Origin of the sequence: Kytococcus schroeteri, assembly GCF_042433515.1 — a bacterium.
Classification (GTDB): domain Bacteria; phylum Actinomycetota; class Actinomycetes; order Actinomycetales; family Dermatophilaceae; genus Kytococcus; species Kytococcus schroeteri.
Window position 1 is genome coordinate 1 of record NZ_JBHLVH010000028.1, and the last position, 25,638, is coordinate 25,638.

Below are 25,638 nucleotides of genomic sequence, written 5' to 3' on the forward strand. Positions count from 1 at the left end.
CTACCGACTCCGCATGCTCCTCATCGGCGGAGGACTCACCCCATGACCCACGCTCAACTCCGAAGAGCCGGTCTTCCCAGCTCCGTTCGCCCCCAGGAGGACGGTGCGACGAACGTCGGGCACCATCCATGTCAGGTTCTCCAGAACGGCCTGTCGACGGCCACGCCAGAGGCCGCCGCGGTGGACGGTGACGCCCGCCAGCCCGAAGGACGATGAAGCCAATTCGACTCCTCAGTACTTGACGCCGATTCCTTGGAAGTCCACGGCTTCGCGGTAGGAGATGTGCTGGTAACCGTTCAACCGAACCATGTAGTCATCCTTGCGCTGCCAGCCGTGGTTGAACTCTCGATAGCCGCCGCACGAGTGCGTGACGTTCCGGATCAAGATGTCCTTCTTGTACCACGGCTCGTTGCGGTCCAGCCCGAGAACGACATTGGGCAGGGGGTTCAGCTGTTGACCACGGTCGAAGTGCCGCTTGCAGTTCTTGGACCACACGACCGTCCCCGCCGAGGAGTTGGCTGCGTCGTTCCACACACGGGTGGTCTGGTGCAGGGTCGCACCACGCCAGAAACTGGACCAACTCCCGTCACCCGCACTTGCACTGGGTGCTGCCAGAACGGCCCCGGCAACTGCTGTGGGCAGGGCCATCCTGATCCATCGAAGGGTAGATGAGGTGCGCAGGGCGACCGTCCTTTCGTGTGTGGTGATTGTCGCGCCGCATTCTTATCGCCCCCCCCTTTGCCCAGGTCAAACCCACTCGTCCTCCACCCAGTCCAGGGTGCGCTGCACGGCCTTGGCCCAGGTGCGCACGTGGCGGTCCCGCACCGCGGGGTCCATTTGCGGCTCCCACCGGCGCGCCTCGTGCCAGTGGGCGGCCAGCTCGGCGGTGTCGCGCCAGAACCCGACCGCCAGACCCGCCGCGTAGGCCGCGCCCAGGGCGGTGGTCTCGGACACCTCGGGAACCACCACGGGCACGTCGAGCACGTCGGCCTGGAACTGCATGAGCATGTCGTTGACGGTCATGCCGCCGTCCACGCGCAGCTCGGTGACGTCCAGCTCCAGCGCGGCGGCGTCGGCCAGCATCGCGTCCACCACCTCGCGGGTCTGGAAGGCGGTGGCTTCCAGCACGGCCCGGGCGATGTGCCCCTTGTCGACGTACCGGGTGAGACCGACCAGCGCGCCCCGGGCGTCGGCGCGCCAGTGCGGGGCGAACAACCCGGAGAAGGCCGGCACGAAGTAGGCGCCGCCGTTGTCGTCCACGGTGGCCGCGAGCGTCTCCACGTCGTCGGAGCTGCTGATGAGGCCGAGGTTGTCGCGCAGCCACTGCACCAGGGAGCCGGTGACGGCGATGGATCCCTCGAGGGCGTAGACCGGGTCGGCCTCCCCCAGCTTCCAGCACAGCGTGGTGAGCAGGCCGTGCTGCGAGCGCACCGGCTGGCTGCCGGTGTTGAGCAGCAGGAAGTTGCCCGTGCCGTAGGTGTTCTTGGCCGTGCCCGGCTCCAGGCAGGCCTGGCCCAGGGTGGCGGCGTGCTGGTCGCCCAGCGCCCCGGCGATGGGGACACCCGCCAGCACGGTGTGCTCGTGGGCGTGGCCGTAGACCTCCGAGGAGGAACGGATCTGCGGCAGCATCGCCATCGGGATGCCCAGGGCCGCGCAGGTGTCGGCGTCCCAGGCCAGGGTGCGCAGGTCCATGAGCAGGGTGCGCGAGGCGTTGGTGACGTCGGTGACGTGGACTCCCCCGTCCACGCCGCCGGTGAGGTTCCAGACCAACCAGGTGTCCACGGTGCCGAAGAGCAGGTCACCGGCCTCGGCGCGCTCCCGGGCGCCCTCCACGTGCTGCAGCACCCAGCGCAGCTTGGGCCCGGAGAAGTAGGTGGCCAGGGGCAGGCCGGTCACCTCACGGAAGCGGTCCTCCCCCAGCGGCTCGCCGTCCGGGCCGGGTTCGGCGGCGAGCTCCTCCACCATCGAGCGGGTGCGGGTGTCCTGCCAGACCAGGGCGTTGCACACCGGCTCGCCGGTGCGGCGGTCCCACACCACGGTGGTCTCGCGCTGGTTGGTCACGCCCACGGCGGCCAGGTGCGCGGCGCTGGTGTCCGCGGCCGCCAGCACACCGGCGACCACCTGCCGGGTGGTGCGCCAGATCTCCATCGGGTCGTGCTCCACCCACCCCGGGCGGGGCAGCACCTGCCGGTGCTCCAGCTGGTCGGTGGCCACCGGGCGCCCGTCGCGGTCGAAGAGCATGGCGCGGGTGCTGGTGGTGCCCTGGTCGATGGCGAGCACGTAGCGGGGGCTGGACATGACAGGCACCCTGCCACGGGCGGGGCGGAGGAGACGGGTGGATGGGCCGGCGTGCACCAGACTGGCGCCATGCCCGACTCCCCCGTGATCCCCGACGTGATGCTGGCCAAGGCCGCCGCGAAGGTCCCTGCCGCCGACGCCCTGCCCGGTGGGTGCAGCTACGAGCCCAAGTGGGACGGCTTCCGCGTGCTCGTGGTGCGCGGCGCCGCGACCGACCCCGCCACGGCCGTGGGTGAGGGCGACGACGCGGTGGACCTGCTGGGGCGCAGCGGCAAGTCCCTGGCGCGGTACTTCCCCGAGGTGGTGGAGAAGGTGCGTGCCGTGCCGGCCCCGGCGATCGTGGACGGCGAGCTCGTGGTGCGCAGCGGGGAGCCCGGCGCCGAGCGGCTGGACTGGGACGCCCTGGCCCAGCGCATCCACCCGGCGGCCTCCCGCATCGAGCGGCTGGCGGCCGAGACCCCCGGCGAGGTGATCTGCTTCGACCTGCTGGCCGATGCGGGCGGCTCGCTTCTGGAGCGGCCCTTCGCCGAGCGACGCGAGCGGCTGGCGGCGCTCGTGGGTGGGCTCCCGGCATCCGGCGGGGTGCACCTGACCCGGGCGACGACCGACCCCGGGGAGGCGGCCGACTGGTTCACGCGCTTCGAGGGCGCGGGGCTCGACGGGATCATGGCCAAGGGGCTCGACACCCCCTACGAGCCGGGGAAGCGCACCATGCTCAAGGTGAAGCACAAGCGCACCGCCGACGCCGTGGTGGTGGGCTACCGGGTGCACAAGAGCGGCACCGGGGTGGGCTCGCTGCTGCCGGGACTGTGGTCGGGTGACCAGCTGGTGCCGGTGGGCGGGGCCTCGGCGTTCACCACGGCGCGGCGGGCCGAGCTCGAGGCCGAGCTGCAGCCCTGGGTGGTGCGTGAGGCCGACGGGTCGGTGGCCAGCGCCGAGCGGGCGCGCAACCGGTTCACCTCCGGCAAGGACACCAGCTACGTGCCGCTGCGCCCCGAGCGCGTGGTGGAGGTGGCCTTCGACCAGCTGGAGGGCCACCGGTTCCGCCACGCGGTGCGCTTCCTACGCTGGCGCGACGACAAGGACGCCGCGCAGTGCACGCTGGAGCAGGTGGACGTGGCCTCCGGCTACGATCTGGACGCCGTGCTGGCCGCGGACTCCTGAGAGTCCCCACCGGAGCGCACGGCCACGAACACCTCGGGAGGACCCATGCACGCACTGCTCACCGCCGCCGGCGAGACGACCTCGTGGATCCCGGGCGCCGTGTGCGCCGGGCTGCTGGCCGTGGTGGCCGTGCTGATGCTGGGACGCTCCGGCTCCCTGCCGGTGCCGGTCAAGGGCATCGTGCGCGCGATGTCGCTCGTGGCCCTGCTGGTGGGGGCCGGCCTGTACCTCCTGGGCGCCAACGGCATGGGGTGGCTGCCGCTGGCCCTGGTGACCTTCGTGGCCCTGCTGCTGGTGCTGGGCACCACCGGGCTGCTGGCCACCCGCGCCGAGCGCACCGCGCGGGAGCGCCGCGCCGCGCGCGACTGAGGGCCGCCGGCCTCAGGCCTTCCGCGCCCGGCTCGGCTGCACACGGGGCGGCTCACCCGGCATTTTCGGGTGGTCCGGCGGGAACGGCTCCTCCCCCAGCCCGCGCTCGAGGTCGGCCTCCCACATCGCCATGACCGGGGAGAAGTCCCCGCGATGCTCGAGCATGTCGGCCCACGGGTCGGGCTCGGCCAGGTGCTCTGCCACGGTGTGCACGCTCACCGCGCCGGGCACCACGGCATCGAGGGCGGCCCACGCCACCGGCAGCGACACCGGCGCACCCGGCAGCGCACGGGGGCTCCACGCCCCGGCCAGCGTGCGGTCGCGGCAGTGCTGGTTGAAGTCGACGAAGCACTTGTCGCCCCGCTCCTCCTTCCACCAGCGCGTGGTCACCAGCTCCGGCAGGCGGCGCTCCAACTCGCGGGCCAGCGCGATAACACCGTGGCGCACGTCGAGGAACTCCCGCTCCGGGGCGATGGGGGCGAACACGTGCAGACCCCGGTTGCCGGAGGTCTTCACGTAGGCGGTGAGCCCCACCTCCTCGAGGAGCTCGCGGGCCGCCCGGGCGATGGTGACGACGTCGCCGAAGCCGCGCCCCGGCATCGGGTCGAGGTCCAGGCGTACCTGGTCCGGGCAGTCGTTGAGCAGCTCCCCGGAGTGGTCGGTGGTCCGCACGGGCCAGGGGTGGACGGTGAGCGTGGACATCTGCGCCGCCCAGACCACCGAGGCCACCTCGTCGAGGACGACCTGCTCGTGCGAGCGCCCGCTGGGGTAGGTGCAGGTCGTGGTGCGCAGGTACTCCGGGGCGCCCTTGGGCGGGTTCTTGGAGTAGAACTCCTCCCCCGTGATGCCGGTGGGGAAACGCTGCAGGGTCACCGGCCGGTCGGCGTTGGCGGTCAGGAAGCGTTCGCCGACGGCCACGAGGTACTCCGCGAGGTCGAGCTTCGTGACCTCGAGCGCCCCGGGCGCCTCGCCGGCGGGGCACATGACGCGGTCGGGGCTGGAGACCCGCACCTGCCGCACCGTGCCGTCCGGTCCGGGCACCTCCAGGGTGGTGGCCTTGCTCGCCATGCCGTGCTCCTGCCTCGAGGGGGTGCGCGGTGAGCCCGCGCACCGGCGAGCCTACGGCGCGGTCCGTGCGCTGCGGCCTCGTTCACCGGGCGTCCACGTGGGCGGCACCTTGTGCACACCGTGGTCTGTCAGGGTGCAGCGTCCTGTTCCCCCACCTGGGAGACCACGCACCATGCGACCCCTCACCCGCACCCCGCTGGCCCTGACGCTGGCCCTCCTGCTGCCGGCCGCCTCCCTGGCCGGCGCGGCCACCGCGCCCGCGCACGCCGTCTCGGAGGACCTCGTGATCTCCGAGGCCTACGGCGGCGGCGGCAACTCCGGCGCCCCGCTGCGCAACGACTTCGTGGAGCTGTTCAACCGTGGCGACCACGCCGTCGACCTCACCGGCTGGACCCTGGAGTACCGCTCCGCCACCGGCAGCTCCGCCCAGGTGACGAAGCTCTCCGGCTCCGTGGCCCCCGGCGCCCGGTTCCTGGTGCAGCAGGCCGCCGGGTCCAACACCTCCGCGGCCCCGCTGCCCACCCCGGACGCCACCGGCACCGTGCCGATGTCCTCCTCCGGCGCCAAGCTGCAGTTGGTGGGCCCGGACGGCTCCGTGGTGGACCTGCTGGGCTGGGGCGGCGCGAACGCCGCCGAGGGCCTGCCGGCCGGCGCCACCTCCAACACCACCTCGGTGGCCCGCACGCAGCCGTGCCACGACACCGACAGCAACGCCGCGGACTTCACCACCGGCGCCCCCACCCCGGAGAACAGCACCGAGGCCCCCGTGGACTGCTCCGCGGTGCCGGACCCCGACCCGGACCCCGAGCCGGGCGACGTCACCATCGCCGAGATCCAGGGCACCGCGCACCGCTCCCCGCTGGAGGGCCAGGGCGTGCGGGGCGTGCCCGGCGTGGTGACCACCACCGACCGCAACGGCTTCTGGATGCAGTCGACCACCCCCGACGAGGACGACGCCACCAGCGAGGGCGTGTACGTGTACACCCGCGGCAAGACCCGGGTGGCCGTGGGCGACGCGGTGCTCGTGGACGGCCTGGTGGCCGAGTACCGGCCCGGCGGTTCCGGCGGCCACGACAACCTCACCACCACCCAGCTCACCAACCCCACCGTGACCGTGACCGGCACCAGCGAGGTGCCCGCCCCGGTGGTGCTTGGCGAGGACGTGCAGGTGCCCGCGCAGACGGTGGAGTCCGGCGACCCGGGTTCGGTGGAGTACGCCGGCGTGCCCTTCCTGCCGCAGGTCGACGCCATCGATGCCTACGAGGCGCTGGAGGGCATGCGCGTGGGCGTCCGCGACGCGCAGGCGGTGGGCCCCACCGCCTCGTTCGACGAGGTGCCCGTGGTGCCCGCCGACGCCGGGGCGCAGCGCAGCGTCTTCGGCGGCGTGGTCTACGGCGGCTACGACCAGCCGAACGCCCGCCGCGTGCAGCTGGCCGGCGACCTGCTGGGCTCCGAGGGGCTGCCGCAGGTGGACACCGGCGCGCGCTTCGACGGCCTGACCGCCGGCGTGCTCGACTACTCGTACGCCAACTTCAAGCTCAAGGTGACCGAGCTGGGCTCCGTGCAGGCCAGCCCGTTCAGCCGCGACGTGGCCGCGCCCAACCGCAAGGACGCCCTCGAGGTGGCCACCTTCAACGTGGAGAACCTCGACCCCACCGACGACGCCGCCAAGTTCGACGGCCTGGCCCGCCAGCTGGTGGACCACCTGGGCGCCCCCGACATCGTGGCCCTGGAGGAGGTGCAGGACGACAACGGCGTGCAGAACGACGGCACCGTGGACTCCTCCACCACCACCGACCAGCTCATCGCCGCCATCGAGGCCGCCGGCGGCCCCCGCTACGAGGCCCGCTGGGTGAACCCCGAGGACGGACAGGACGGCGGCCAGCCGGGCGGCAACATCCGCAACGTGATGCTGCACCGCACCGACGTGGACGGCCTGAGGTTCGTGCACCGCCCCGGCGGCGACGCGACCACGGCCACCACCGTGGAGTCCCGTGGCCGCTGGGCGGCGCTCTCGGCCTCGCCCGGCCGCATCAACCCGCTGAGCAGCGCGTGGGAGAACTCCCGCAAGCCGGTGGTGGCCGAGTACTCCTTCCAGGGCCGCCCGGTGTTCGTCATCGGCGTGCACTTCAGCTCCAAGGGCGGTGACGACCCGATCTTCGGCCGCTGGCAGCAGCCGGTGCGCTCCTCGGAGACCCAGCGCATGGAGCAGGCCCGCGAGGTGCGCGGCTTCGTGGACTCGCTGCTGGCCAAGGACGCGCAGGCGAACGTCATCGTGGCCGGTGACGTGAACGACTTCGAGTTCTCGCCCGTGGCCGACACGCTCGTGGGCTCGGGTGCCACGGCGCTGCGGGACCTGCCGCGCGAGCTGCACCCGGCCGACCGGTACACGTACACCTACCAGGGCAACAGCCAGGTGCTGGACCACCTGCTGCTCTCCCCGGGCATGACCACGGCCTTCCAGGGCAAGCGTCCGGTGACGGCCTACCGCCACGACGTGGTGCACGTCAACGCCGACTTCCACGACCAGCTGAGCGACCACGACCCGCAGGTGGTCAGCGTGGACCGTCGCGCTCTGCGCTGACCAGTCACTCGCGCCCTGCGCTGACTCACCCGCGCGCCACCCCCGTCGACCCGATGGGGGTGGCGCGCAGCGTGCGGTGGGAGGATCTGCCCATGGACATCCCCCTGCTCAACTCCGCCAAGTACCCTCTGGGCCGCGACGACTCCGCGTGGCGCGAGGAGCTCTCCGCCGAGGAGTACGCCGTGCTGCGCCAGTCCGGCACCGAGCGACCCGGCACCGGGAAGTTCGAGTCCTTCGAGGGCGAGGGCGTCTACTCCTGCCGCGGGTGCGGCACCGAGCTCTTCCGCAGCAGCACCAAGTTCGACGCGCACTGCGGCTGGCCGGCCTTCTACGCCCCGCTCGCCGAGGACCGCGTGGAGTACCTCAAGGACAACTCCCTGCCGAACCGCCCCCGCATCGAGGCCCGGTGCGCGGCGTGCGGCTCCCACCTGGGCCACGTGTTCACCGGCGAGGGCTTCGACACCCCCACGGACACGCGCTACTGCATCAACTCCGTGTGCATGACCTTCACCCCCGACGACGGCGGCGAGACCGTCCGCGGCGGACGGGACTGACGCTCCCCTCGACGACGACGGCGGCCCGCTCCGGTGAAGGAGCTGGCCGTCGTCGTGCAGTCGGTCGGTGGGTGCCTCAGCCGGCCTGCACGGCCGGGTGGTGCGGCAGCTCACGCACGATGTCGGCCAGCGGGGTGCGCTTGCCGGTGTGGAAGGGCGTCTCCAGGGTCACGTGGCGGCGCGCGTCGGTCTCGCGCATGGTGCGCATGAGGTCCACGATCTGGCCCAGGTCGTCGGACTCGAAGGCCAGCACCCACTCGTAGTCGGCCAGGCCGAAGGCGGGGATGGTGTTGGCGCGCACCTCGGAGTAGTCACGGGCCTTCATGCCGTGCTCCACGAGCATGCGGCGGCGCTCGTCGGCCTCCATGAGGTACCACTCCGGGTCGCGCACGAAGGGGTACAGGCACAGGTACTCGCGTACACGACCACCGGCGAGGAAGGCCGGCACGTGGGACTTGTTGAACTCCGCCGGGCGGTGCAGGGCCGATGCGGTCCAGGTGCAGCGGGAGCGCGCGCCGAGCTCGGTGCGGCGGAAGGCACGGAAGGCGGCCTGCAGCTGGTCGTTGGACTCCGCGTGCCACCACACGAGGTAGTCCGCACCGGGGCGCATGCCGGCGATGTCGTACGTGCCGCGCAGCTCCACGCCCTGGGCGGACAGGCCGTCGAGGAACTCCTGGGCCTCGGTGGCGATCTGCTCCACGCGGTCGGCGGGCAGGACGTCCGGCACCTCGAAGACCGACCACATCGTGTAGCGGACGGACTCGTTGATCTCCCGGACCTTGGCGGGGCTGACGCGATCTGAGCTGCTCATGCGCCCATCCTCCCACCGGCCACGAGGCGGGCGGCGGCCGCCCTCGCGGTACCGATGCAGGCCGGGATGCCCACCCCGTCGTACACCGACCCGGCGAGCTCCAGGCCGGGCACGGCGGCCACGGCGTCGGCCACGCGGGCCATGCGCTCCAGGTGCCCCACTTCGTACTGGGGCAGGCCGTCGGGCCAGCGCTGCACCCGGACCTCCAGCGGCGCGGGAAGGTCGGCGCCAGTGTGCTCCGCGACGGCCTGCGCCACGTCGGCCAGGGCCAGGGCGCCCAGCTCGTCGTCCGTGCGGTCGGAGAGGTCGTCCCCGGCCCGGCCCAGGGAGGCGCGCACGAGGGTGACCTCGTCGTCGCCCACACCGGGCCACTTGGCACTGAGGAAGGTGGAGGCCTTGATGGCGCGGCCGTCCACCGGGGGCACGAGGAAGCCCGAGCGGTCCAGGGGCGGCATCGCGGCGGTGGGGAACGCGAAGGTCACCACCACCATCGAGGCGGTGGGCACGGCGGCCAGTTCGTCGGCCGCGGCGGGCAGCTCGGGCCGCAGCAGGGCGGCCGCGGCCGGGGCGGGCACGGCCAGGAGCACGGCGTCGGCGGGCAGCGCCTGGCCTGCGGCGCGGACCTCCCAGCCCCCGTCGGTGCGCGTCACGGCCTCGACCGGGGTGCCGGTGCGGACCCTCACACCCCGGGCCACCAGGTCGTCGGTGAGCGCCTCCACGAGGCGGGCCAGGCCCCCGGGCAGGGAGGCGAACGGCGGTGCGGGCCGGGCCTGCGTGCCTCCCCCGCTGCGGGCGGTGGCGGCCTGCACGGCCTCGGTGAGCGAGCGCCCCTCGGCCGCGGCCTCGGCGAGCGCCGGCAGGCAGGCCCGCACCGAGAGCCGGCGGGCGTGGCCGGCGTACACCCCGCCCAGGAGCGGCTCCACGAGGCGGTCCACCACCGCGTCGCCCATCCGCTCGGCCACGAGGTCGCCCAGCGAGACGTCCTCGACCAGCGGCGGGTGCTCGCGGCCGGAGTCGTCGGCGCGGTCCACCTCCTGCTCGGTGAGAAGCCCGGCGGCCTGCGCGGCGTCGCCGGGCACACCCATGAGGGTGCCGCGGGGCACCGGGTGGATGCCGCCACGCGACCAGACCGCGGCCGGCACCCCGGTGGGGTGCACGGCCTCCTCGGCCAGGCCCAGCTCGGCCAGCAGGTCCGTCGCCTCGGGGCGGGTGGTGAGCACCGATTCCGCACCGAGGTCCACGGTGCGGCCGGCCACCTCGCCGCGCAGCAGCACACCGCCAGCGCGCTCCCGCGCCTCGAGCACGGTCACGTCACCCGACGCGATGCCGTGGTGAACCACCAGCTCCCGGGCGGCCACCAGGCCGCTGAGTCCTCCACCGACGACGACCGCTCGCGTCATCGCGCGGAGACCTCGTGCACGCGCGCGGTGACGCGGGTGAGGACGTCGGGGTCGGTGGACGGCAGCACCCCGTGGCCGAGGTTGAAGATGTGGCCCGGCGCGGTGCGGCCGGCGGCGACGATCTCGTCGACGCGGGCCATGAGCGGCTCGGTGGGGGCGAACAGCAGGGCCGGGTCGAGATTGCCCTGCAGCGCGTGGCGGCCGCCGGTGCGGGCCAGGGCGTCGGCCAGGTCCACGCGGTAGTCCACGCCCACCACCTCGGCGCCGGCGTCACCCATGAGGTCGAGCAGCTCCCCGGTGCCCACGCCGAAGTGGATGCGGGGGACGCGGCCCTCCACGGCGGCGAGAACGGCCGCGGAGTGCGGGGCCACGAAGCGCTGGTAGTCGCGGCGGTTGAGATAGCCCACCCAGGAGTCGAAGAGCTGCACCGCATCGGAGCCGGCGTCCACCTGCACCTGCAGGAAGGCCCCGGCGATGGCGGCCAGGCGCTCGCACAGCGCGTTCCACAGCTCGGGGTCGCCGTGCATGAGGGCCTTGGTGTTCTCGTGGTTCTTCGACGGGCCCCCTTCCACCAGGTAGCTGGCCAGCGTGAACGGCGCGCCGGCGAAGCCGATGAGGGCCTGGTCGGGGCGCAGCTCGCGGCGCACGGCGGCGATGGCGGCGCTGATGTCCGGGACCATGTCGGGCGTGAGCTCCGGCAGCCGGTCCAGGTCGGCACGGGTGCGGAAGGGCTGCGGCACCACCGGGCCGGTGCCCGGCACGATGTCGAGATCCACCCCCACGGCCTGCAGCGGCACCACGATGTCGCTGAAGAAGATGGCGGCGTCCACGTCGTGGCGGCGCACCGGCTGCAGGGTGATCTCGGTGACCAGGTCGGTGTCGCGGCAGGCCTCGAGCATGGCGTTGCCCTCACGGACAGCGCGGTACTCCGGCAGCGAGCGACCGGCCTGGCGCATGAACCACACCGGCGTGTGCGGCACCTCCTGTCCCCGTGCGGCGGCGACAAGGGTGGGCACCGTGGCGGAGGGCGTGGGGGAACCGGTGGCGGCGTGCTCAGTCATGGCCGAATCGTCCCACGGCAGCAGCCGTGTCACCGGCCGGGGCGGGGCGGCACGGCGCGCCTGCGGGAGGTTGTCGGCGCCGCGCCATATCGTCCCCGGTGTGACCCCCCGTTTCCTGCCCGGGCGCCGTGCTGCGGACCCGGAGGCCGCCCTGGAGATGCTGCGGAGCGCCCCGCCGCGCGCCGGCGTGCTCTGCGAGGAGGTCCCCTCCCCCTCGCGTCTGGCCCCCACCTCGGTGGCCTTCACCGCCGAGGTGCCGGCCGCCGACCCGGAGGCCGAGCCGTTGGCCGCCGGCCGCTTCGTGCTGCTGCACGACCCGGACTCGCCGGAGGAGTGGGGCGGTGACTGGCGCGTGGTGACCTTCGCGAGCAGCCCGGTGGAGTCCGAGCTGGCGCACGACCCCTTGTTCGGCGAGGTGGGTCGAGCCTGGCTGCAGGAGTGCCTGGCCCAGCAGGGGTGCCACCTGGAGACGCTCAGCGGCACCAGCACGCGCGTCACCTCGGAGCCCTTCGGGGCCCGCGAGCACCTCGGGCCGGAGGTCACCCTGGAGGTGCGCGCCTCCTGGACACCCCTGGACGCAGACCTGCTGCGCCACTTCGACGCCTGGAGGGACCTGTTGTGCACGATCGCCGGGCTGCCGCCCGTCCCGGAGCTCCCGCAGGGCGTGGTGGCCCTGCACGGGGTGCGCTGATGCCCACCCCGCTGGACCGCCCTGCCGAGCCGCTGCCGGAGGTGGTGGCCGACGACGCCGCGCTGGCCGAGGCCGCCGCCCGGCTCGCCGCCGGCACCGGACCGGTGGCCGTGGACGCCGAGCGCGCCTCGGGCCACCGCTACGGCAACGACGCCTACCTGGTGCAGCTGCGCCGCGAGGGGGCCGGCACCGTGCTGCTGGACCCCACCGGCATCGACGACATGTCGCCCCTGTCCGCGGCACTGGACGGCCCGGAGTGGGTGCTGCACGCCGCCACCCAGGACCTGCCCTGCCTCACCGACCTGGGACTGGCACCCCGCGCCCTGTTCGACACCGAGCTGGGCGGGCGCCTCGTGGGACTGCCCCGGGTCGGCCTGGCCGCGGTGGTGGAGCACTACCTGGGGCTCACCCTGGCCAAGGAGCACTCGGCCGTGGACTGGTCCACCCGCCCGCTCCCCCACGACTGGCTGGTCTACGCCGCGCTGGACGTGGAGGTCCTCGTGGAGACCCGCGACGCGATGGAGCAGGACCTCGAGCGCCTGGGCCGTCTGGAGTGGGCGCGGCAGGAGTTCGAGGCCCTCACGCACTTCCGCGGCAAGGAGCACACCGAGGAGGCCTGGCGCCGCACGTCGGGCTCCCACCGGCTGCGCCGTCCGCGGCAGGCCGCCACGCTGCGCGAGCTGTGGCAGGTGCGCGACGCCATGGCCCGCGAGCGCGACGTGCCGCCCTCCAAGGTGATCCGCGACGAGGCGCTCGTGGCCCTGGCCACCGCCCCGATGGTGGAGCCGGCCGACATGGCCCCGGTGGTGAAGTTCGCCCTCGCCGGCCGCAGCGGCCGCGCCCGAGGCGGCCGGCCCTCGCGCACCGCGGGCACCACCGAGCGCCGCGTGCGCCGGGCCCTGGCCACGCTGCAGGGCCACCAGGAGCAGTGGTGGGGGGCCGTGCAGCGCGCCCGCGCCCTGCCCGAGGACCAGCTGCCCGCCGCCCGCCTGCCCGCCGTAGGGGCACCCCCGGCCAAGGCGTGGGCCGACAAGGACCCCCGCGCCGCCGCGCGCCTGGCCCGAGCACGGGCCGACCTCGGGGAGATCGCCGACGACCTGGGCGTGCCCGTGGAGAACCTCCTCACCCCCTCGCTGCTGCGCGACCTGCTCTGGGAGACCGCCGAGAGGGACCGGGTGGACGCCGACGAGGTGGAGCGCCATCTGGCGGACGGCGGGGCGCGTGAGTGGCAGCGTGGCCTGGCGGTGCCGGTGGTGGTGCGCGCCGTCGCCGAGGCGGCCGCCTGAGGCCGTCGGGCACCCGCAGGTGGGCCATGACACACGGCCTGTCGGAGCGTCGGCCGGTTGCGATATCTCATCCATGAGATACCGTCGAGGGCATGACTGATGAGTACTTGGCACGGATCGGGAACCTCATCCGCGACGCCCGACTGCACCGGGGCATGACCCAGCAGCAGGTCGCGGAGATCCTGAACACCAGCCAGAGCGCGGTCGCGCGCATGGAGCAGGGCAAGCAGAACCTCTCCCTGGACACCATCGCCCGCGTGAGCGAGGCCCTCGACCACGACATCGTCGTGCCGGCCTCCATGCCCCAGCACCTGCGCATCGAGGGCGGACGCAAGCTCTCCGGCAGCATCGAGGTGCGCACCTCCAAGAACGCCGCCGTGGCGCTGCTGTGCGCCTCCCTGCTCAACAAGGGCACCACCACGCTGCGCAACCTCGCCCGCATCGAGGAGGTCAACCGCCTCATCGAGGTGCTGAACTCCCTCGGCGTCGAGACCAAGTGGCTCGGTGACACCAACGACCTGCGCATCACCCCGCCGGAGCGCCTCAAGCTCGAGGAGATCGACGAGGCCGCGGCCCGCCGCACCCGCTCGATCATCATGTTCCTCGGCCCGCTGCTGCACCGGCACCCCGAGTTCCAGCTGCCCTACGCCGGCGGCTGCGACCTGGGCACCCGCACCGTAGGCCCGCACCTGAACTCGCTCAAGCCCTTCGGCCTGGAGGTGCTGGCCACCGAGGGCCAGTACAACGCCACGGTCAACAAGAAGGCCCCGGGCCGCGCGATCGTGCTCACCGAGCGCGGCGACACGGTCACCGAGAACGTCATCATGGCCGCCGCCATGGAGCCGACCACCACGGTCATCCGCAACGCCTCGAGCAACTACATGGTGCAGGACCTGTGCTTCTTCCTCGAGGCGCTGGGCGTGAGGATCGAGGGCGTGGGCACCACCACGCTCACCATCACCGGCGTGGAGGACATCGACACCGACGTCGAGTACTCCCCCAGCGAGGACCCCATCGAGGCGATGAGCCTGCTGACGGCCGGCATCGTCACCCAGTCCGAGATCACCATCGAGCGGGCGCCGATCGAGTTCCTCGAGATCGAGCTGGCCACCCTCGAGCACATGGGCATGAAGTACGAGCTCACCGAGGAGTACACCTCGGCCAACGGGCGCACCCGCCTGGCGGACATCACGTACAAGCCCGGCCCGCTGGTGGCACCGCAGGACAAGGTGCACTCGATGCCGTACCCCGGCCTCAACATCGACAACCTCCCGTTCTTCGTGATCATCGGCGCCATGGCCGAGGGCAAGACGCTGGTGCACGACTGGGTGTACGAGAACCGCGCCATCCACCTCACCGAGCTATCCACCCTGGGCGCCCGCGTGCAGCTGCTCGACCCGCACCGCATCCAGGTGGAGGGCCCGACCCGCTGGCGCGCCGCCGAGATCATGTGCCCGCCGGCGCTGCGCCCGGGCGTGGTCATCCTGCTCGGCATGCTCGCCGCGCCGGGCACCTCGGTGCTGCGCAACGTGTACGTCATCAACCGCGGCTACGAAGCGCTGGCCACGCGCCTCAACGAGTTGGGCGCGAGCATCACGGTGTTCCGCGACATCTGATCTCCCACCGCACGGCCAACGGCCGGGTCCGCAGGCGCGGGCCCGGCCGTCGTGTGTGTGGCGTGGTGGACGGGGCGGGCCACCACAGGACAGATCCCGTTCACCGAGGTGGTGGAGGCTGCCCCCATGGCCGCCACGCGACACCTCTTCCCCGAGGACCCTGCCCCCGCCGCCCGCATCCCCTCCCCCGGCGGTGCCGACGCCGGGGACACGCGCACGCCCTACCTGGCGGGTGACAGCCCGCTCGTGCTGGCCCACCGCGGGTTCGCCCCGGACGGCAGCGAGAACTCGATGGCGGCCTTCGACGCCGCCGTGGCCCTGGGCTGCACGTACGTGGAGACCGACGTGCACGCCACCGCCGACGGCGTGGTGGTGGCCTTCCACGACGACACCCTGGACCGCGTCACCGACGCCACCGGCCGCATCGCCGACCTGCCGTGGGAGCAGGTGCGCCGGGCCCGCATCACCGGCGGCCACCCGGTGCCCACGCTGGAGGAACTGCTCACCCGGCACCCGGGGTTGCGCCTCAACGTGGACCTCAAGTCCGACGGCGCGGTGGAGCCGACCGTGGCCCTCGTGGAGCGCCTCGGCGTGCACGACCGGGTGCTGCTCACCTCGTTCGACGACGCCCGCCGCCAGCGCGCGCTGGACCTGCTCTCGCGCCCCGTGGCCACCTCGGCCGGGCAGGCCCGCACGGCCGCGATGTGGGCCGCCAGCCGGCTGCTCGTGCTCGCCGCCGGCATCGGGGTGGGCACCGCCGAGCTGGCCCGGGGGCGCCTGGCCGCACCGGGGCGGCATCTGGCCACGGCAGCCGAGGAGTGGACCCACCGGCTCGTGCGGCGGGTGGCCCACGACATCGACGCCTACCAGGTGCCCGAGCACTTCCGGGGGTTGCGCGTGGTGGACCACGCCTTCCTCGACGCGGCGCACCTCGCCGGCGCGCAGGTGCACGTGTGGACCGTCAACGAGGAGGCCGACATGCGGCGCCTGCTCGACCTGGGCGTCGACGGCCTGGTGACCGACCGCGCCGACCGCGCCCTGGCGGTGGTGTCCGGACGGTCCTGAGCCGACGGGTGTGCGTCGACCGGGTGTGAGTCGACCGTGCGGCACCTGTGAGTCGGGGGCGAGCCGCGCACGGGCCGGGGCTGGCACAGTGGGGGCGTCCGGTCGAGGGCCGGGGCCGGGCCCACCACCGGGGCCACCCCGGCGGCGAGCTCGTACACGACCACCGCCGACGTGGACGGTGACGGCGCGAAGGACCGCGTCACCATCACCTCCGGCAGCAAGACCACCCGGGTGACCGTCCGCCTGGCCACCGGGCGCACCGTCTCCACCGGCCACACCCACGGCCCCGTCCTCGCCCGTGCCCGCACCCAGTACGTGGGCGCCGCCCACATCTCGGCGTGGTCGAGCCTGGGCTACCGCCGTGAGCGACTGTCCAACGGCACGATCCGGGCGCACACCTCCGTGGGCATCGCGCCCCGCCCCGGCGATGACTTCCGCCAGAGGCACTGCTGCACGGACGGGTGACAGGTCGGGTCAGGCTGCCTGAGCGGCCAGTGTGGTCATGATGGTCTCGTACTCGATGGGGGCCAACCGGCCGATAGCGTCCTGCCGCCGGCGGCGGTGGTAGGTGCGCTCGATCCAGGTGACGATCGCGATCCGCAGGTCCTGTCGGGTCGTCCAGTGCCGACGGTCCAGGACGTTCTTCTGCACCAGGGGGAAGAAGGACTCCATCGCAGCGTTGTCGCCGGCCGCGCCGACCTTGCCCATGGAGCCGACCATGCCGTGACGGTGCAGAGCGCGGACGAACGTCCGGCTTCGGAACTGCGATGCCCTGTCGGCGTGCAGGGCATTGGCGCGGTAAGCGGCAGCCAGCTCGGCGTCAGTGACCGGGTTGGACAGCCACCGGTAGTAGTGCTGGCGAGCGATCTTGAACACCCGGCACGTCACCGTGACGGGGATCCCGTCGCCGGCCAGCTCGCGGACGAGCGGGTACATCACTTTCCCGGCAGGTTCGCCTGAGACAGGTGAGCCGCAGCGCGGCGCAGAACCTCGTTCTCCTGCTCCAGCAACCGGATCCGCTTTGTGGCCTCGCTCAGCTCGACGTTCTCCGCTGTCGTCCTCCCGGGCCGGGCGCCACCGGTCACCTCGGCCGCGCGCATCCAGTTGCACAAGCACGACTCAGCGATCCCGAAACCGGCTGCGATCTGCTTGATCGTCTATCCAGATTCACGGTTTCGGGCAACGCTGACCACGTCGTCACGGAACTCTTGGGGACAGGGATTGGGCACGGTGCGCGTCCTTCCAGCGACGCCTCGTAGCGCCACAGACCAGATGTCACCTACCTGTGCAGCAGTCCCATGTCACTCAGACGAGGACGAGGCGGCGACGTGGAACACCGAGTCGCCCTCGCAGTCGCTCGTGACGTTCTCACCGGGGTTCCCGCCGCCCAGCTCGATCTCGTCGCCCTCGCCGTAGTGGGTGCCCTGGTAGGTGAGGCCGTCGTCCTCCCAGACGACCTCGCCGGTCGGGAACACTGGAACGGTCGTGCCCTGGTGCTCGCCCTCCACGACCCAGCATCCTTCCCGCTGCGTCAGGGTCCCCTTGAGCTGCGCGGCCATCCCGCCAGGCCCCTTGGCCTCGTACTCCTGCGCCGGGTTCTCCGATGCTGAAGCACTCGGAGGGCTCGAGGCCCCCTTATCCGAGGGCTCGCCGCTATCGCCGTTGCTCGCGCATGCAGCCAACGCCAAGAGTGTCACGCCAGTGACTGTGCATCCCCGAACTGAACACCAGAGTCTCGCGTTCCCCTTCACGGTGGTGAGCCTAAGGCGCACGCCTCGATGAGTCGAGAGGGACTGCGGCCCCGATCCCCGAGCGTGCTCGATCTGCACCTGATGCCTGAGACGGCGCGAGGTGCAGCTGTGCTTGGCGCTCCGATGCACAGCAGGTTCGCTGTACCTGGAAGAGGCGGCGATCGCGACATCTCTTCGCAAGGAAGGGCCACGATGTGCAAACTCTGATCGATCAAGCTCCCTGGATCACTCGGCGGAGCACGAGGGCCGGCCTCCGCGGTGGGTACCGGCCCTCGTGCTGCCCGGCGTGCCCCGGGGCGGCCGGACGCCCGCCCGCTCAGCCCAGCAGCTCGGCGGCGATGCCGTCGGCGTCCAGCCCGATCTCGGTGAGGATCTGCCCACGCGAGGCGTGGTCGAGGAAGCGCTGCGGGATGCCGAAGGCACGCACGGTGCGCTCGGGGAACTCGGCGGCCACGCGCGAGCCCAGGCCGCCCACCACGAGGGCGTCCTCGACCACCGAGACCCGGCCGCCGGCACGCTCCACCTCGGCCCGCAGCCCGTCGGAGAGCGGCAGCACCCACAGCGGGTCCACCACACGGACCGTGCGGCCCGCGGCGCGCAGGCGCTCGGCCAGGTCGAGGGCGACCGGCGCCATGGCCCCGATGGCCACCACCAGCTCGTCCACCGCACCGTCACCGTCCTGCGTGAGCACGTCCACGCCGTCGCGGTGCGCCACCGCCTCCACCGGCTCGGGCACGCTGCCCTTGGGGAAGCGCAGCACGGTGGGCGCGTCGGTGACCTCCACGGCATCGCGCAGGGCCCGGCGCACGCGCACGCCGTCGCGCGGGGCGGCCAGGTGCAACCCGGGCACGATGGACAGCAACGAGTGGTCCCACATGCCGTTGTGGCTGGGCCCGTCCGAGCCGGTGACCCCCGCGCGGTCGAGCACGAAGGTGACGCCCTGGCGGTGCAGCGCGCAGTCCATGAGCAGCTGGTCGAAGGCGCGGTTGAGGAAGGTGGAGTAGATGGCCACCACCGGGTGCAGCCCGGCACGGGAGAGCCCTGCGGCCATGGTGACCGCGTGCTGCTCGGCGATGCCCACGTCGAAGACGCGCTCGGGGAAGCGCGCCTGCATCGGCTCCAGGCCCACCGGGATGAGCATGGCCGCCGTCAGCGCCACCACGTCCTCGCGCTCGGCGGCGATGTCGACGAGCTCCTCGGAGAACTCCTCGGTCCACGCCCGGCCGGCGATCTCCAGCGGCAGCCCGGTCTCGGGGTTGATCTTGCCCACGGCGTGGAAGCGGTCGGCCTCGTCGTTGGTGGCCGGGTCGTAGCCGCGCCCCTTCTGGGTGATGACGTGCACGATCACCGGGCCGCCGTAGCGCTTGGCCAGGCGCAGGGCGTTCTCCACGTCCGGCAGGTCGTGGCCGTCCACCGGGCCGATGTACTTGATGCCGAGGTCCTCGAAGAGGCCCTGCGGGGCCAGCACGTCCTTGACGCCCTTCTTGAGGCCGTGCAGCGCCTCGAACACCGGACGCCCCACCACGGGGGTGCTCTGCACGCTCTTCTTGGTCCAGCTGAGGGCCTGCTCGTAGCGGCGCTGGGTGCGCAGGTGGGCCAGGTGCTCGGCCATGCCGCCCAGGGTGGGCGCATAGGAGCGCTCGTTGTCGTTGACCACCACCACCAGCGGCAGGGTCTTGTCCGCGGCGATGTTGTTGAGCGCCTCCCAGGCCATGCCACCGGTGAGCGCGCCGTCACCGATGACGGCCACGGTGGCGCCCTCCTCGCCGCGCAGGCGCCGCCCCACCGCGATGCCGTGCGCCCAGCTGAGCGAGGTGGAGGCGTGGGAGTTCTCCACCACGTCGTGCTCGGACTCGGCGCGGCTCGGGTAGCCACTCAGCCCGCCGGCCTGGCGCAGCGTGCTGAAGTCGGTGCGGCCGGTGAGCATCTTGTGCACGTAGCTCTGGTGGCCGGTGTCGAACACGATGGGCTCGGCCGGCGAGTCGAACACGCGGTGCAGGGCGATGGTCAGTTCCACCACGCCGAGATTCGGCCCCAGGTGCCCCCCGGTGCGCGAGACGCTCTGGATGAGGCGACTGCGGATCTCCGCAGCCAGACCCGGCAGCCGGTCGGCTGCCAGGGCCTTGAGGTCGTCGGGGTTGCCGATCTGGTCCAACGTGCTCACGCAAAGTCCGTTCCGTCGTGCGAAGGGCCCAGTCTAGAGGCGCGGCACCCAGCGTTCACCGCGGAGCGCCTCGCTGAGCAGCTCGGCGCCCCGGCGCGCCTCGGCCAGGCGGCGCCCCTCGGCGGCCATGTGCTCCATGAGCGAGGGCAGGGCCTCCGGCGGCACGTGCACCCCCACCTGCAGCCGCACGTCGCGCCACGCCTGGCGCAGCACCTCCACCTGCCCGGCCACGTGGCGCTCGGCGATCCACGCCAGCATCACCGGGTGGCGGCGCCAGCCGTCGTAGGCGCGGAAGTCCGCCGGGCAGAGGTCCAGCAGCCAGGCCACCGCGTCATCGCGCCACCCGGGGGCGTCCACGGGGCGCACTGGAGCCGGCCAGCCGGGCGGGCCGGAGCGCGGGTCGCGGGCAGGTGCCATACCCGCAGTCTATGGAACAGGCGTACCGATGCGCCAGCCGCGTCTGCGACAGGAGTACTCATGCACCTGCCGTCCCGGTACCCGCCACCGCCGGTCAGTCGCCCGAGTCCTTCTCCCCCGCCTGCGCGGCGAAGGTGTCGCGCACCATCGCGCCGTAAGCGAAACCACCCTCGATGCCGGGGTGCACGCCATCGCTCTGCAGCCACTCGGGGTGCTGCGAGACCAGCGCGTGCCAGTCGGCCACGGCCACGTTGGGGTAGTCCTCGGCGATCTGCCGCAGGTTGTCGTTGGACTCGTCGATCCACGTGGACTTGCCGAAGAGGTTCACCAGCACCACCTGGCGCTCGGGGCCCAGGTCGTCGAGGGTGTCGCGCACCACCTTCTGGTCGCGCACGCCGGCGTTGGTGCCGAAGGCGATGACCACCGAGTCGCGCACGTCTCCGGCGCGCAGGTGGGCACGGATCACCGACTGCCCCTCGGGCCACTGGCGGTTGGACTTGGCGTCGACGGCCAGCCCGGGGAACTCCTCCTTGAACCCGTGGAGGCTGGTGACCACCAACGAGTCACCGAAGACCGAGACCTGGTGGCCCTTCGGGACGTACCAGCCGGAGCCCTTCCCCGTGGGCGCCGTGGACTCCCCCGGCTCGGGCGACGGGGTCGACGAGGGCGAGGCGGCGGGCGACGACGACGCGTCGGGCGAGGGCGAGGCGTCCGGCTCCCCGGTCGGCGAGGGCGAGGCACCCGGGGCCGGGGAGGTGTCCGGGCCGGTGGGGTCGCCGGGCACGACGACCTCGCCGTCGGGACCCACCTGGGCCCCGGGCATCTCGGCCAGCTCCTTCTCGCCGGCCTCGATGGCCAGCTGGGTCTCGGTCTTCTCCGGGGCCGTGGCCACCGCCACACCGCCCATGAGCAGGGCCACCACGGCCGCTCCTGCGGTCACGCGGGCCGGCACCGGTGGGCGCAGCGCGCCGCGGGCACGGACACCCGGGACGGCGCCGCGTCGCGCCGGGCGTGCCCCACGGGGCACCGGACGCCCCCGCTCGGCGGGGCCCCGCACGGCCTCCACCGCCTGCAGCGCCCAGGCCCGGAAGCCCATCCGCCGCACGGGGGTCTCCACCCAGCGGTAGCTGGCCTCGGTGGCTGCCACCGCCAGCGCCAGCGCCAGCAGCCGGGTCAGGAACGAACCCAGCGAGCCCGGGGTCTGCGCCGGCAGCGCGGCCTCGAGCAGCAGCAGCACCGGCCAGTGCCAGAGGTACAGGCCGTAGGAGCGCTCCCCCACCCACTCCATCGGGCGCAGCTCGAGCACCCGGTGCAGGGCGGTGCGGCCCGGCAGCAGGGCGGCGATGACCACCGCGGTGAGCAGGGACACCAGGAACAGCCCGCCGGTGTAGGTCACCGCACGGTCCTCCGGCATCGCCAGGGCCAGCAGCAGCACGCCCGCCAGCGAGCCCACGCCCGCCGGCCCGCGCCACCGGCGCCAAGCGGCCCCTCGCAGCACGCTGCGCCGCGACATCCACAGGAAGGACACCATCACCCCGGCCATGAGGCCGAAGAGGTGGGAGTCGGTGCCGTAGTAGGGGCGGGTCACGTCGGGGGCGGTGACGTACAGCACCGCCATCCACACCGCCGAGAGCACACCCACCACCGAGACCACGGCCATGCGCTCGCGCCAGCGGCCGGTGAGGGCGATGAGCAGCGCCAGAGCGGGTGGCCAGAACAGGTAGAACTGCTCCTCCACCGAGAGCGACCACAGCGGCTTGTAGAGCACGGGCTGGTTCTGGTCGAAGTACGAGGTGCCGTGGGAGATCTCCACCCAGTTGGTGCTGAAGGTCAGGCCGCCGAGCACCTGCCGGCCGAGCCCCACCCGCAGGTCCCCTCCCCGGGTGAGGTCCACCACCAGCACCAGTGCGGTGCACACCAGCAGCAGCAGCACCAGGGCCGGGACCAGCCGGCGGATGCGGCGCATCCAGAAGGTGGGCATGTTCATGTACCCGTTGCGCCGCACCTCGCGCAGCAGCAGCGTGGTGATGAGGAAGCCGGAGATCACGAAGAAGACGTCGACCCCGAGGAAGCCGCCCCGCACGGTGCCGGGCCACAGGTGGAAGAGCACGACCAGCCCCACGGCCAGGGCGCGCAGGCCGTCGAGGCCCTGGATGCGGCCGGAGTCGGCGGCGCCGGAGCCCATGCCGGCCACCGGACGGGTCTCCCCCTCGGGGGCGCCGCGCCGCGCCTGACCCTGCTGCCGGCCCACGGCCACCTCCTCCGGGGGCGCTGCACCCCACCGTTCCGCGGCGCCGGCCTCGTGCCGCGCGCCGGCGACACGATAACGCCCACCACCGACGACCTGCGGCACCGACGCACACCACGGCGCCCGCCCCCGGGTGCGGGGACGGGCGCCGTGGAACTCCTACCGCCTCAGCGGTTCACCGCCTCAGGCGGCGAGCTGGCGCAGCACGTACTGCAGGATGCCGTCGTTGCGGTAGTAGGACATCTCACCGGGGGTGTCGATGCGCACCACGGCGTCGAAGGAGACGGACTCGCCGCCCTCCTTCGTGGCGGTGACCTTCAGCGTCTTCGGGCGCTCACCGGCGTTGAACGCCTCGATGCCCTCGATGTCGAAGGTCTCCGTGCCGTCCAGGCCTAGGGACTCGGCGGACTCGCCCTCGGGGAACTGCAGCGGCAGCACGCCCATGCCGATGAGGTTGGAGCGGTGGATGCGCTCGTAGCTCTGGGCGATGACGGCCTTGACGCCCAGCAGGCGGGTGCCCTTGGCGGCCCAGTCGCGCGAGGAGCCGGAGCCGTACTCCTTGCCCGCCAGCACCACCAGCGGCACGCCGGCCTCCTGGTAGGCCTGCGAGGCCTCGAAGATGGTGGTCTGCTCGCCGCCGGCCAGGAAATTGCGGGTGAAGCCGCCCTCCACGCCGTCCAGCAGCAGGTTCTTCAGGCGGATGTTGGCGAAGGTGCCGCGCACCATCACCTCGTGGTTGCCGCGGCGCGAGCCGTAGGAGTTGAAGTCCTTGCGCTCCACGCCGTGCTCGGCCAGGTACTTTCCGGCCGGGCTGTCGCCCTTGATGGAACCGGCCGGGCTGATGTGGTCGGTGGTCACCGAGTCACCCAGCAGGGCCAGCACGCGGGCGCCCTTGACGTCCGCCACGTCCGAGGGCTCCATGGACATGCCCTCGAAGTACGGGGGCTTGCGCACGTAGGTGGACTCGCCGTCCCACTCGAAGGTGCTGCCCTCGGGGGTCTCCAGGCCCTGCCAGCGCTCGTCACCGGCGAACACGTCGGCGTAGTCCTTGACGAACAGGTCCTTGGTGATGGCCTCCTTGATGGTGGCCTCCACCTCCTCGGGGGACGGCCAGATGTCCTTGAGGAAGACGTCCTTGCCCTCGGCGTCCTGGCCCAGCGGCTGGGACTCGAAGTCGAAGTCCATGGTGCCCGCGAGCGCGTACGCGATGACCAGCGGCGGGGAGGCCAGGTAGTTCATCTTCACGTCGGGGTTGATGCGGCCCTCGAAGTTGCGGTTGCCCGAGAGCACGGAGACGACGGCGAGGTCGTTCTCGGTGATGGCCTGGCTGATCTCCTCGGTCAGCGGACCGGAGTTGCCGATGCAGGTGGTGCAGCCGTAGCCGACCAGGTGGTAGCCCAGCTTCTCCAGGTAGGGCCACATGCCGGCGGCGTCGTAGTAGCCGGTGACGACCTGCGAGCCGGGGGCCATGGAGGTCTTCACCCACGGGGCCACCGAGAGGCCCTTCTCGACGGCGTTCTTGGCCAGCAGCGCGGCGGCCATCATCACCGACGGGTTGGAGGTGTTGGTGCACGAGGTGATCGAGGCGATGGCCACGGCGCCGTGGTCGATCTCGAAGGTCTCGCCGTCCACGGTCACGCGGACCGGCTTGGACGGGCGCTGGCCACCGTTGGTGGAGATGGCGCTGCGCACCGGCTTGCCGGCCTCGGTGGCTTCCTCGGAGGCGTCCTGGGCGGGGGCGTCGGAGGCCGGGAACGAGTCGGCGAGCTCCTTGTCGACGGCGGAGCCCTGGACCTCGTTGCCCTCGACCACGTAGTTCTGCAGGTCGGCGCGGAACTGCTCGGCGGCCTTGGTCAGCTCGATGCGGTCCTGCGGGCGCTTCGGACCGGCGATGGAGGGCACCACGGTGGAGAGGTCCAGCTCGAGGCGCTCGGAGAAGCGGGGCTCCACCGAGGGGTCGTGCCAGAGGCCCTGCTCCTTGGCGTAGGCCTCCACGAGGGCGACCTGCTCGTCGGAGCGACCGGTCAGGCGCAGGTAGTCCAGGGTGATGTCGTCCACCGGGAAGATGGCGCAGGTGGAGCCGAACTCCGGCGACATGTTGCCGATGGTGGCTCGGTTGGCCAGCGGCACCGAGGCCACGCCCTCGCCGTAGAACTCCACGAACTTGCCGACCACACCGTGCTCGCGGAGCATCTCGGTGATGGTGAGCACCACGTCGGTGGCGGTGGCGCCGGCGGGGATCTCGCCGGTGAGCTTGAAGCCCACCACGCGCGGGATGAGCATGGAGATGGGCTGGCCCAGCATCGCGGCCTCGGCCTCGATGCCGCCGACGCCCCAGCCGAGCACGCCGATGCCGTTCTCCATGGTGGTGTGGGAGTCGGTGCCGACGCAGGTGTCCGGGTAGGCGGTGAGCTCGCCGTCGACCTCACGGGTCATGGCGACGCGGGCCAGGTGCTCGATGTTCACCTGGTGGACGATGCCGGTGCCCGGGGGAACGACCTTGAAGTCGTCGAAGGCGGTCTGGCCCCAGCGCAGGAACTGGTAGCGCTCCTGGTTGCGCTCGTACTCGATCTCGACGTTCTTCTCGAAGGCGTCGGGGCGGCCGAACACGTCGATGATGACGGAGTGGTCGATGACCATCTCGGCCGGGGCGAGCGGGTTGATGCGGTCGGCGTCACCACCGAGCTCGGCCACGGCCTCGCGCATGGTGGCGAGGTCGACGATGCAGGGCACACCGGTGAAGTCCTGCATGATCACGCGGGCCGGGGTGAACTGGATCTCGACGCTGGGCTCGGCGTTCTCGTCCCAGTCGGCGATGGCCTTGATGTGCTCGGCGGTGATGTTCTCACCGTCCTCGGTGCGCACGAGGTTCTCGAGCAGCACCTTGAGGCTGTAGGGCAGGGTCGCGGCGCCCTCGAGGCCCTCGACGTCCTTGATGCGGTGGATCGCGTACTCGTTGTCGCCGACCTTCAGGGTCGACTTGGCTCCGAAGCTGTCGCTCACAACCATTCCCTTCGTCGTGCCGCCCGCGCGCAGGGGCGCCGGGTGGCCGTGGTGGTGGTGCAGCGCGCCGCGAACCGGCGCCCTGCCG

At 72.6% G+C, this 25,638-nt stretch carries 20 protein-coding genes and 1 pseudogene; 9 read left to right on the forward strand and 12 right to left on the reverse strand.

Features of this window, described 5'->3' with window-relative positions:
* Positions 1–231 precede the first annotated feature (231 nt).
* Positions 232–648: a hypothetical protein gene (locus ACFFHC_RS11070; RefSeq protein WP_141494738.1), complete on the reverse strand. Its 417-nt coding sequence runs from the start codon at positions 646–648 to the stop codon at positions 232–234.
* A 99-nt stretch (positions 649–747) separates the two neighbouring features.
* Complete coding sequence (glpK, locus tag ACFFHC_RS11075; protein WP_070705693.1) at positions 748–2,298, reverse strand: glycerol kinase GlpK; 1,551 nt, start codon at positions 2,296–2,298, stop codon at positions 748–750.
* A 69-nt stretch (positions 2,299–2,367) separates the two neighbouring features.
* Between glpK and ACFFHC_RS11080 the strand changes: the two genes are divergently transcribed.
* On the forward strand, positions 2,368–3,462 hold the full coding sequence (locus ACFFHC_RS11080) for an ATP-dependent DNA ligase (protein WP_141494737.1): 1,095 nt from the start codon (positions 2,368–2,370) through the stop codon (positions 3,460–3,462).
* A 45-nt stretch (positions 3,463–3,507) separates the two neighbouring features.
* Positions 3,508–3,831, forward strand: a complete 324-nt coding sequence (locus ACFFHC_RS11085) for a hypothetical protein (protein ID WP_070705694.1) — start codon at positions 3,508–3,510, stop codon at positions 3,829–3,831.
* Between the two features lie 12 nt (positions 3,832–3,843).
* On the opposite strand, the gene ACFFHC_RS11090 is transcribed toward ACFFHC_RS11085, so the two are convergent.
* The gene (locus ACFFHC_RS11090) at positions 3,844–4,899 is read right to left on the reverse strand and encodes a DNA polymerase domain-containing protein (RefSeq protein WP_070705695.1); all 1,056 of its coding nucleotides are present in this window, start codon (positions 4,897–4,899) and stop codon (positions 3,844–3,846) included.
* A gap of 172 nt (positions 4,900–5,071) precedes the next feature.
* On the opposite strand from ACFFHC_RS11090, the gene ACFFHC_RS11095 reads away from it, so the two are divergent.
* Together ACFFHC_RS11095 and msrB are read left to right on the forward strand one after the other, a co-directional pair.
* Entirely contained in the window at positions 5,072–7,483 is a 2,412-nt protein-coding gene (locus ACFFHC_RS11095; RefSeq protein WP_379805439.1) for a DUF8508 domain-containing protein, read from the forward strand.
* 92 nt (positions 7,484–7,575) lie between these two features.
* The gene (msrB, locus tag ACFFHC_RS11100) at positions 7,576–8,037 is read left to right on the forward strand and encodes a peptide-methionine (R)-S-oxide reductase MsrB (RefSeq protein ID WP_070705697.1); all 462 of its coding nucleotides are present in this window, start codon (positions 7,576–7,578) and stop codon (positions 8,035–8,037) included.
* Positions 8,038–8,113: 76 nt separating this feature from the next.
* On the opposite strand, the gene hemQ is transcribed toward msrB, so the two are convergent.
* Genes hemQ through hemE form a run of 3 tightly spaced genes read right to left on the reverse strand, consistent with a single transcriptional unit; the run spans position 8,114 to position 11,309 of the window.
* A complete protein-coding gene (gene hemQ / locus ACFFHC_RS11105; protein ID WP_070705698.1) occupies positions 8,114–8,848 on the reverse strand; it encodes a hydrogen peroxide-dependent heme synthase in 735 nt (244 codons plus the stop codon).
* Positions 8,845–10,248 (reverse strand): protoporphyrinogen oxidase, encoded by a 1,404-nt coding sequence (gene hemG / locus ACFFHC_RS11110; protein WP_101849604.1) that lies wholly within the window; start codon positions 10,246–10,248, stop codon positions 8,845–8,847. The genes hemQ and hemG overlap by 4 nt, the downstream gene beginning before the upstream one ends.
* Complete coding sequence (hemE, locus tag ACFFHC_RS11115) at positions 10,245–11,309, reverse strand: uroporphyrinogen decarboxylase (RefSeq protein WP_070704791.1); 1,065 nt, start codon at positions 11,307–11,309, stop codon at positions 10,245–10,247. Before hemE ends, hemG begins: the two co-directional genes overlap by 4 nt.
* Positions 11,310–11,409: 100 nt before the next feature.
* Between hemE and ACFFHC_RS11120 the strand changes: the two genes are divergently transcribed.
* From ACFFHC_RS11120 to ACFFHC_RS11140, 5 genes are all read left to right on the forward strand, one after another.
* Complete coding sequence (locus tag ACFFHC_RS11120; RefSeq protein ID WP_070704788.1) at positions 11,410–12,000, forward strand: DUF3000 family protein; 591 nt, start codon at positions 11,410–11,412, stop codon at positions 11,998–12,000.
* Complete coding sequence (locus tag ACFFHC_RS11125) at positions 12,000–13,286, forward strand: HRDC domain-containing protein (protein ID WP_101849603.1); 1,287 nt, start codon at positions 12,000–12,002, stop codon at positions 13,284–13,286. The genes ACFFHC_RS11120 and ACFFHC_RS11125 overlap by 1 nt, the downstream gene beginning before the upstream one ends.
* A 92-nt stretch (positions 13,287–13,378) precedes the next feature.
* The gene (locus ACFFHC_RS11130; protein WP_379805444.1) at positions 13,379–14,902 is read left to right on the forward strand and encodes a helix-turn-helix domain-containing protein; all 1,524 of its coding nucleotides are present in this window, start codon (positions 13,379–13,381) and stop codon (positions 14,900–14,902) included.
* 126 nt (positions 14,903–15,028) lie between these two features.
* Positions 15,029–15,967, forward strand: a complete 939-nt coding sequence (locus tag ACFFHC_RS11135) for a glycerophosphodiester phosphodiesterase family protein (RefSeq protein ID WP_379805446.1) — start codon at positions 15,029–15,031, stop codon at positions 15,965–15,967.
* 171 nt (positions 15,968–16,138) lie between these two features.
* Positions 16,139–16,432, forward strand: a complete 294-nt coding sequence (locus ACFFHC_RS11140; RefSeq protein WP_070704357.1) for a hypothetical protein — start codon at positions 16,139–16,141, stop codon at positions 16,430–16,432.
* 9 nt (positions 16,433–16,441) lie between these two features.
* Here ACFFHC_RS11140 and ACFFHC_RS11145 read toward each other — a convergent pair.
* The 6 genes and pseudogenes from ACFFHC_RS11145 to ACFFHC_RS11170 all read right to left on the reverse strand — a co-directional run bounded on the left by ACFFHC_RS11145 (position 16,442) and on the right by ACFFHC_RS11170 (position 25,556).
* Positions 16,442–17,196, reverse strand: a pseudogene (locus ACFFHC_RS11145) (transposase).
* Between the two features lie 72 nt (positions 17,197–17,268).
* The gene (locus ACFFHC_RS11150; RefSeq protein ID WP_070704366.1) at positions 17,269–17,526 is read right to left on the reverse strand and encodes a hypothetical protein; all 258 of its coding nucleotides are present in this window, start codon (positions 17,524–17,526) and stop codon (positions 17,269–17,271) included.
* A gap of 508 nt (positions 17,527–18,034) precedes the next feature.
* Positions 18,035–19,882, reverse strand: coding sequence for a 1-deoxy-D-xylulose-5-phosphate synthase (gene dxs / locus ACFFHC_RS11155; protein WP_379805449.1), 1,848 nt, complete (start codon positions 19,880–19,882; stop codon positions 18,035–18,037).
* 33 nt (positions 19,883–19,915) lie between these two features.
* The gene (locus tag ACFFHC_RS11160; RefSeq protein ID WP_070704371.1) at positions 19,916–20,299 is read right to left on the reverse strand and encodes a hypothetical protein; all 384 of its coding nucleotides are present in this window, start codon (positions 20,297–20,299) and stop codon (positions 19,916–19,918) included.
* A 94-nt stretch (positions 20,300–20,393) separates the two neighbouring features.
* Complete coding sequence (locus ACFFHC_RS11165; RefSeq protein WP_379805453.1) at positions 20,394–22,550, reverse strand: acyltransferase family protein; 2,157 nt, start codon at positions 22,548–22,550, stop codon at positions 20,394–20,396.
* Positions 22,551–22,730: 180 nt separating this feature from the next.
* Positions 22,731–25,556 carry an aconitate hydratase gene (locus ACFFHC_RS11170; protein WP_070704473.1) on the reverse strand — a complete coding sequence of 942 codons (2,826 nt, stop codon included), beginning with the start codon at positions 25,554–25,556 and terminating at the stop codon, positions 22,731–22,733.
* Positions 25,557–25,638: the final 82 nt, after the last annotated feature.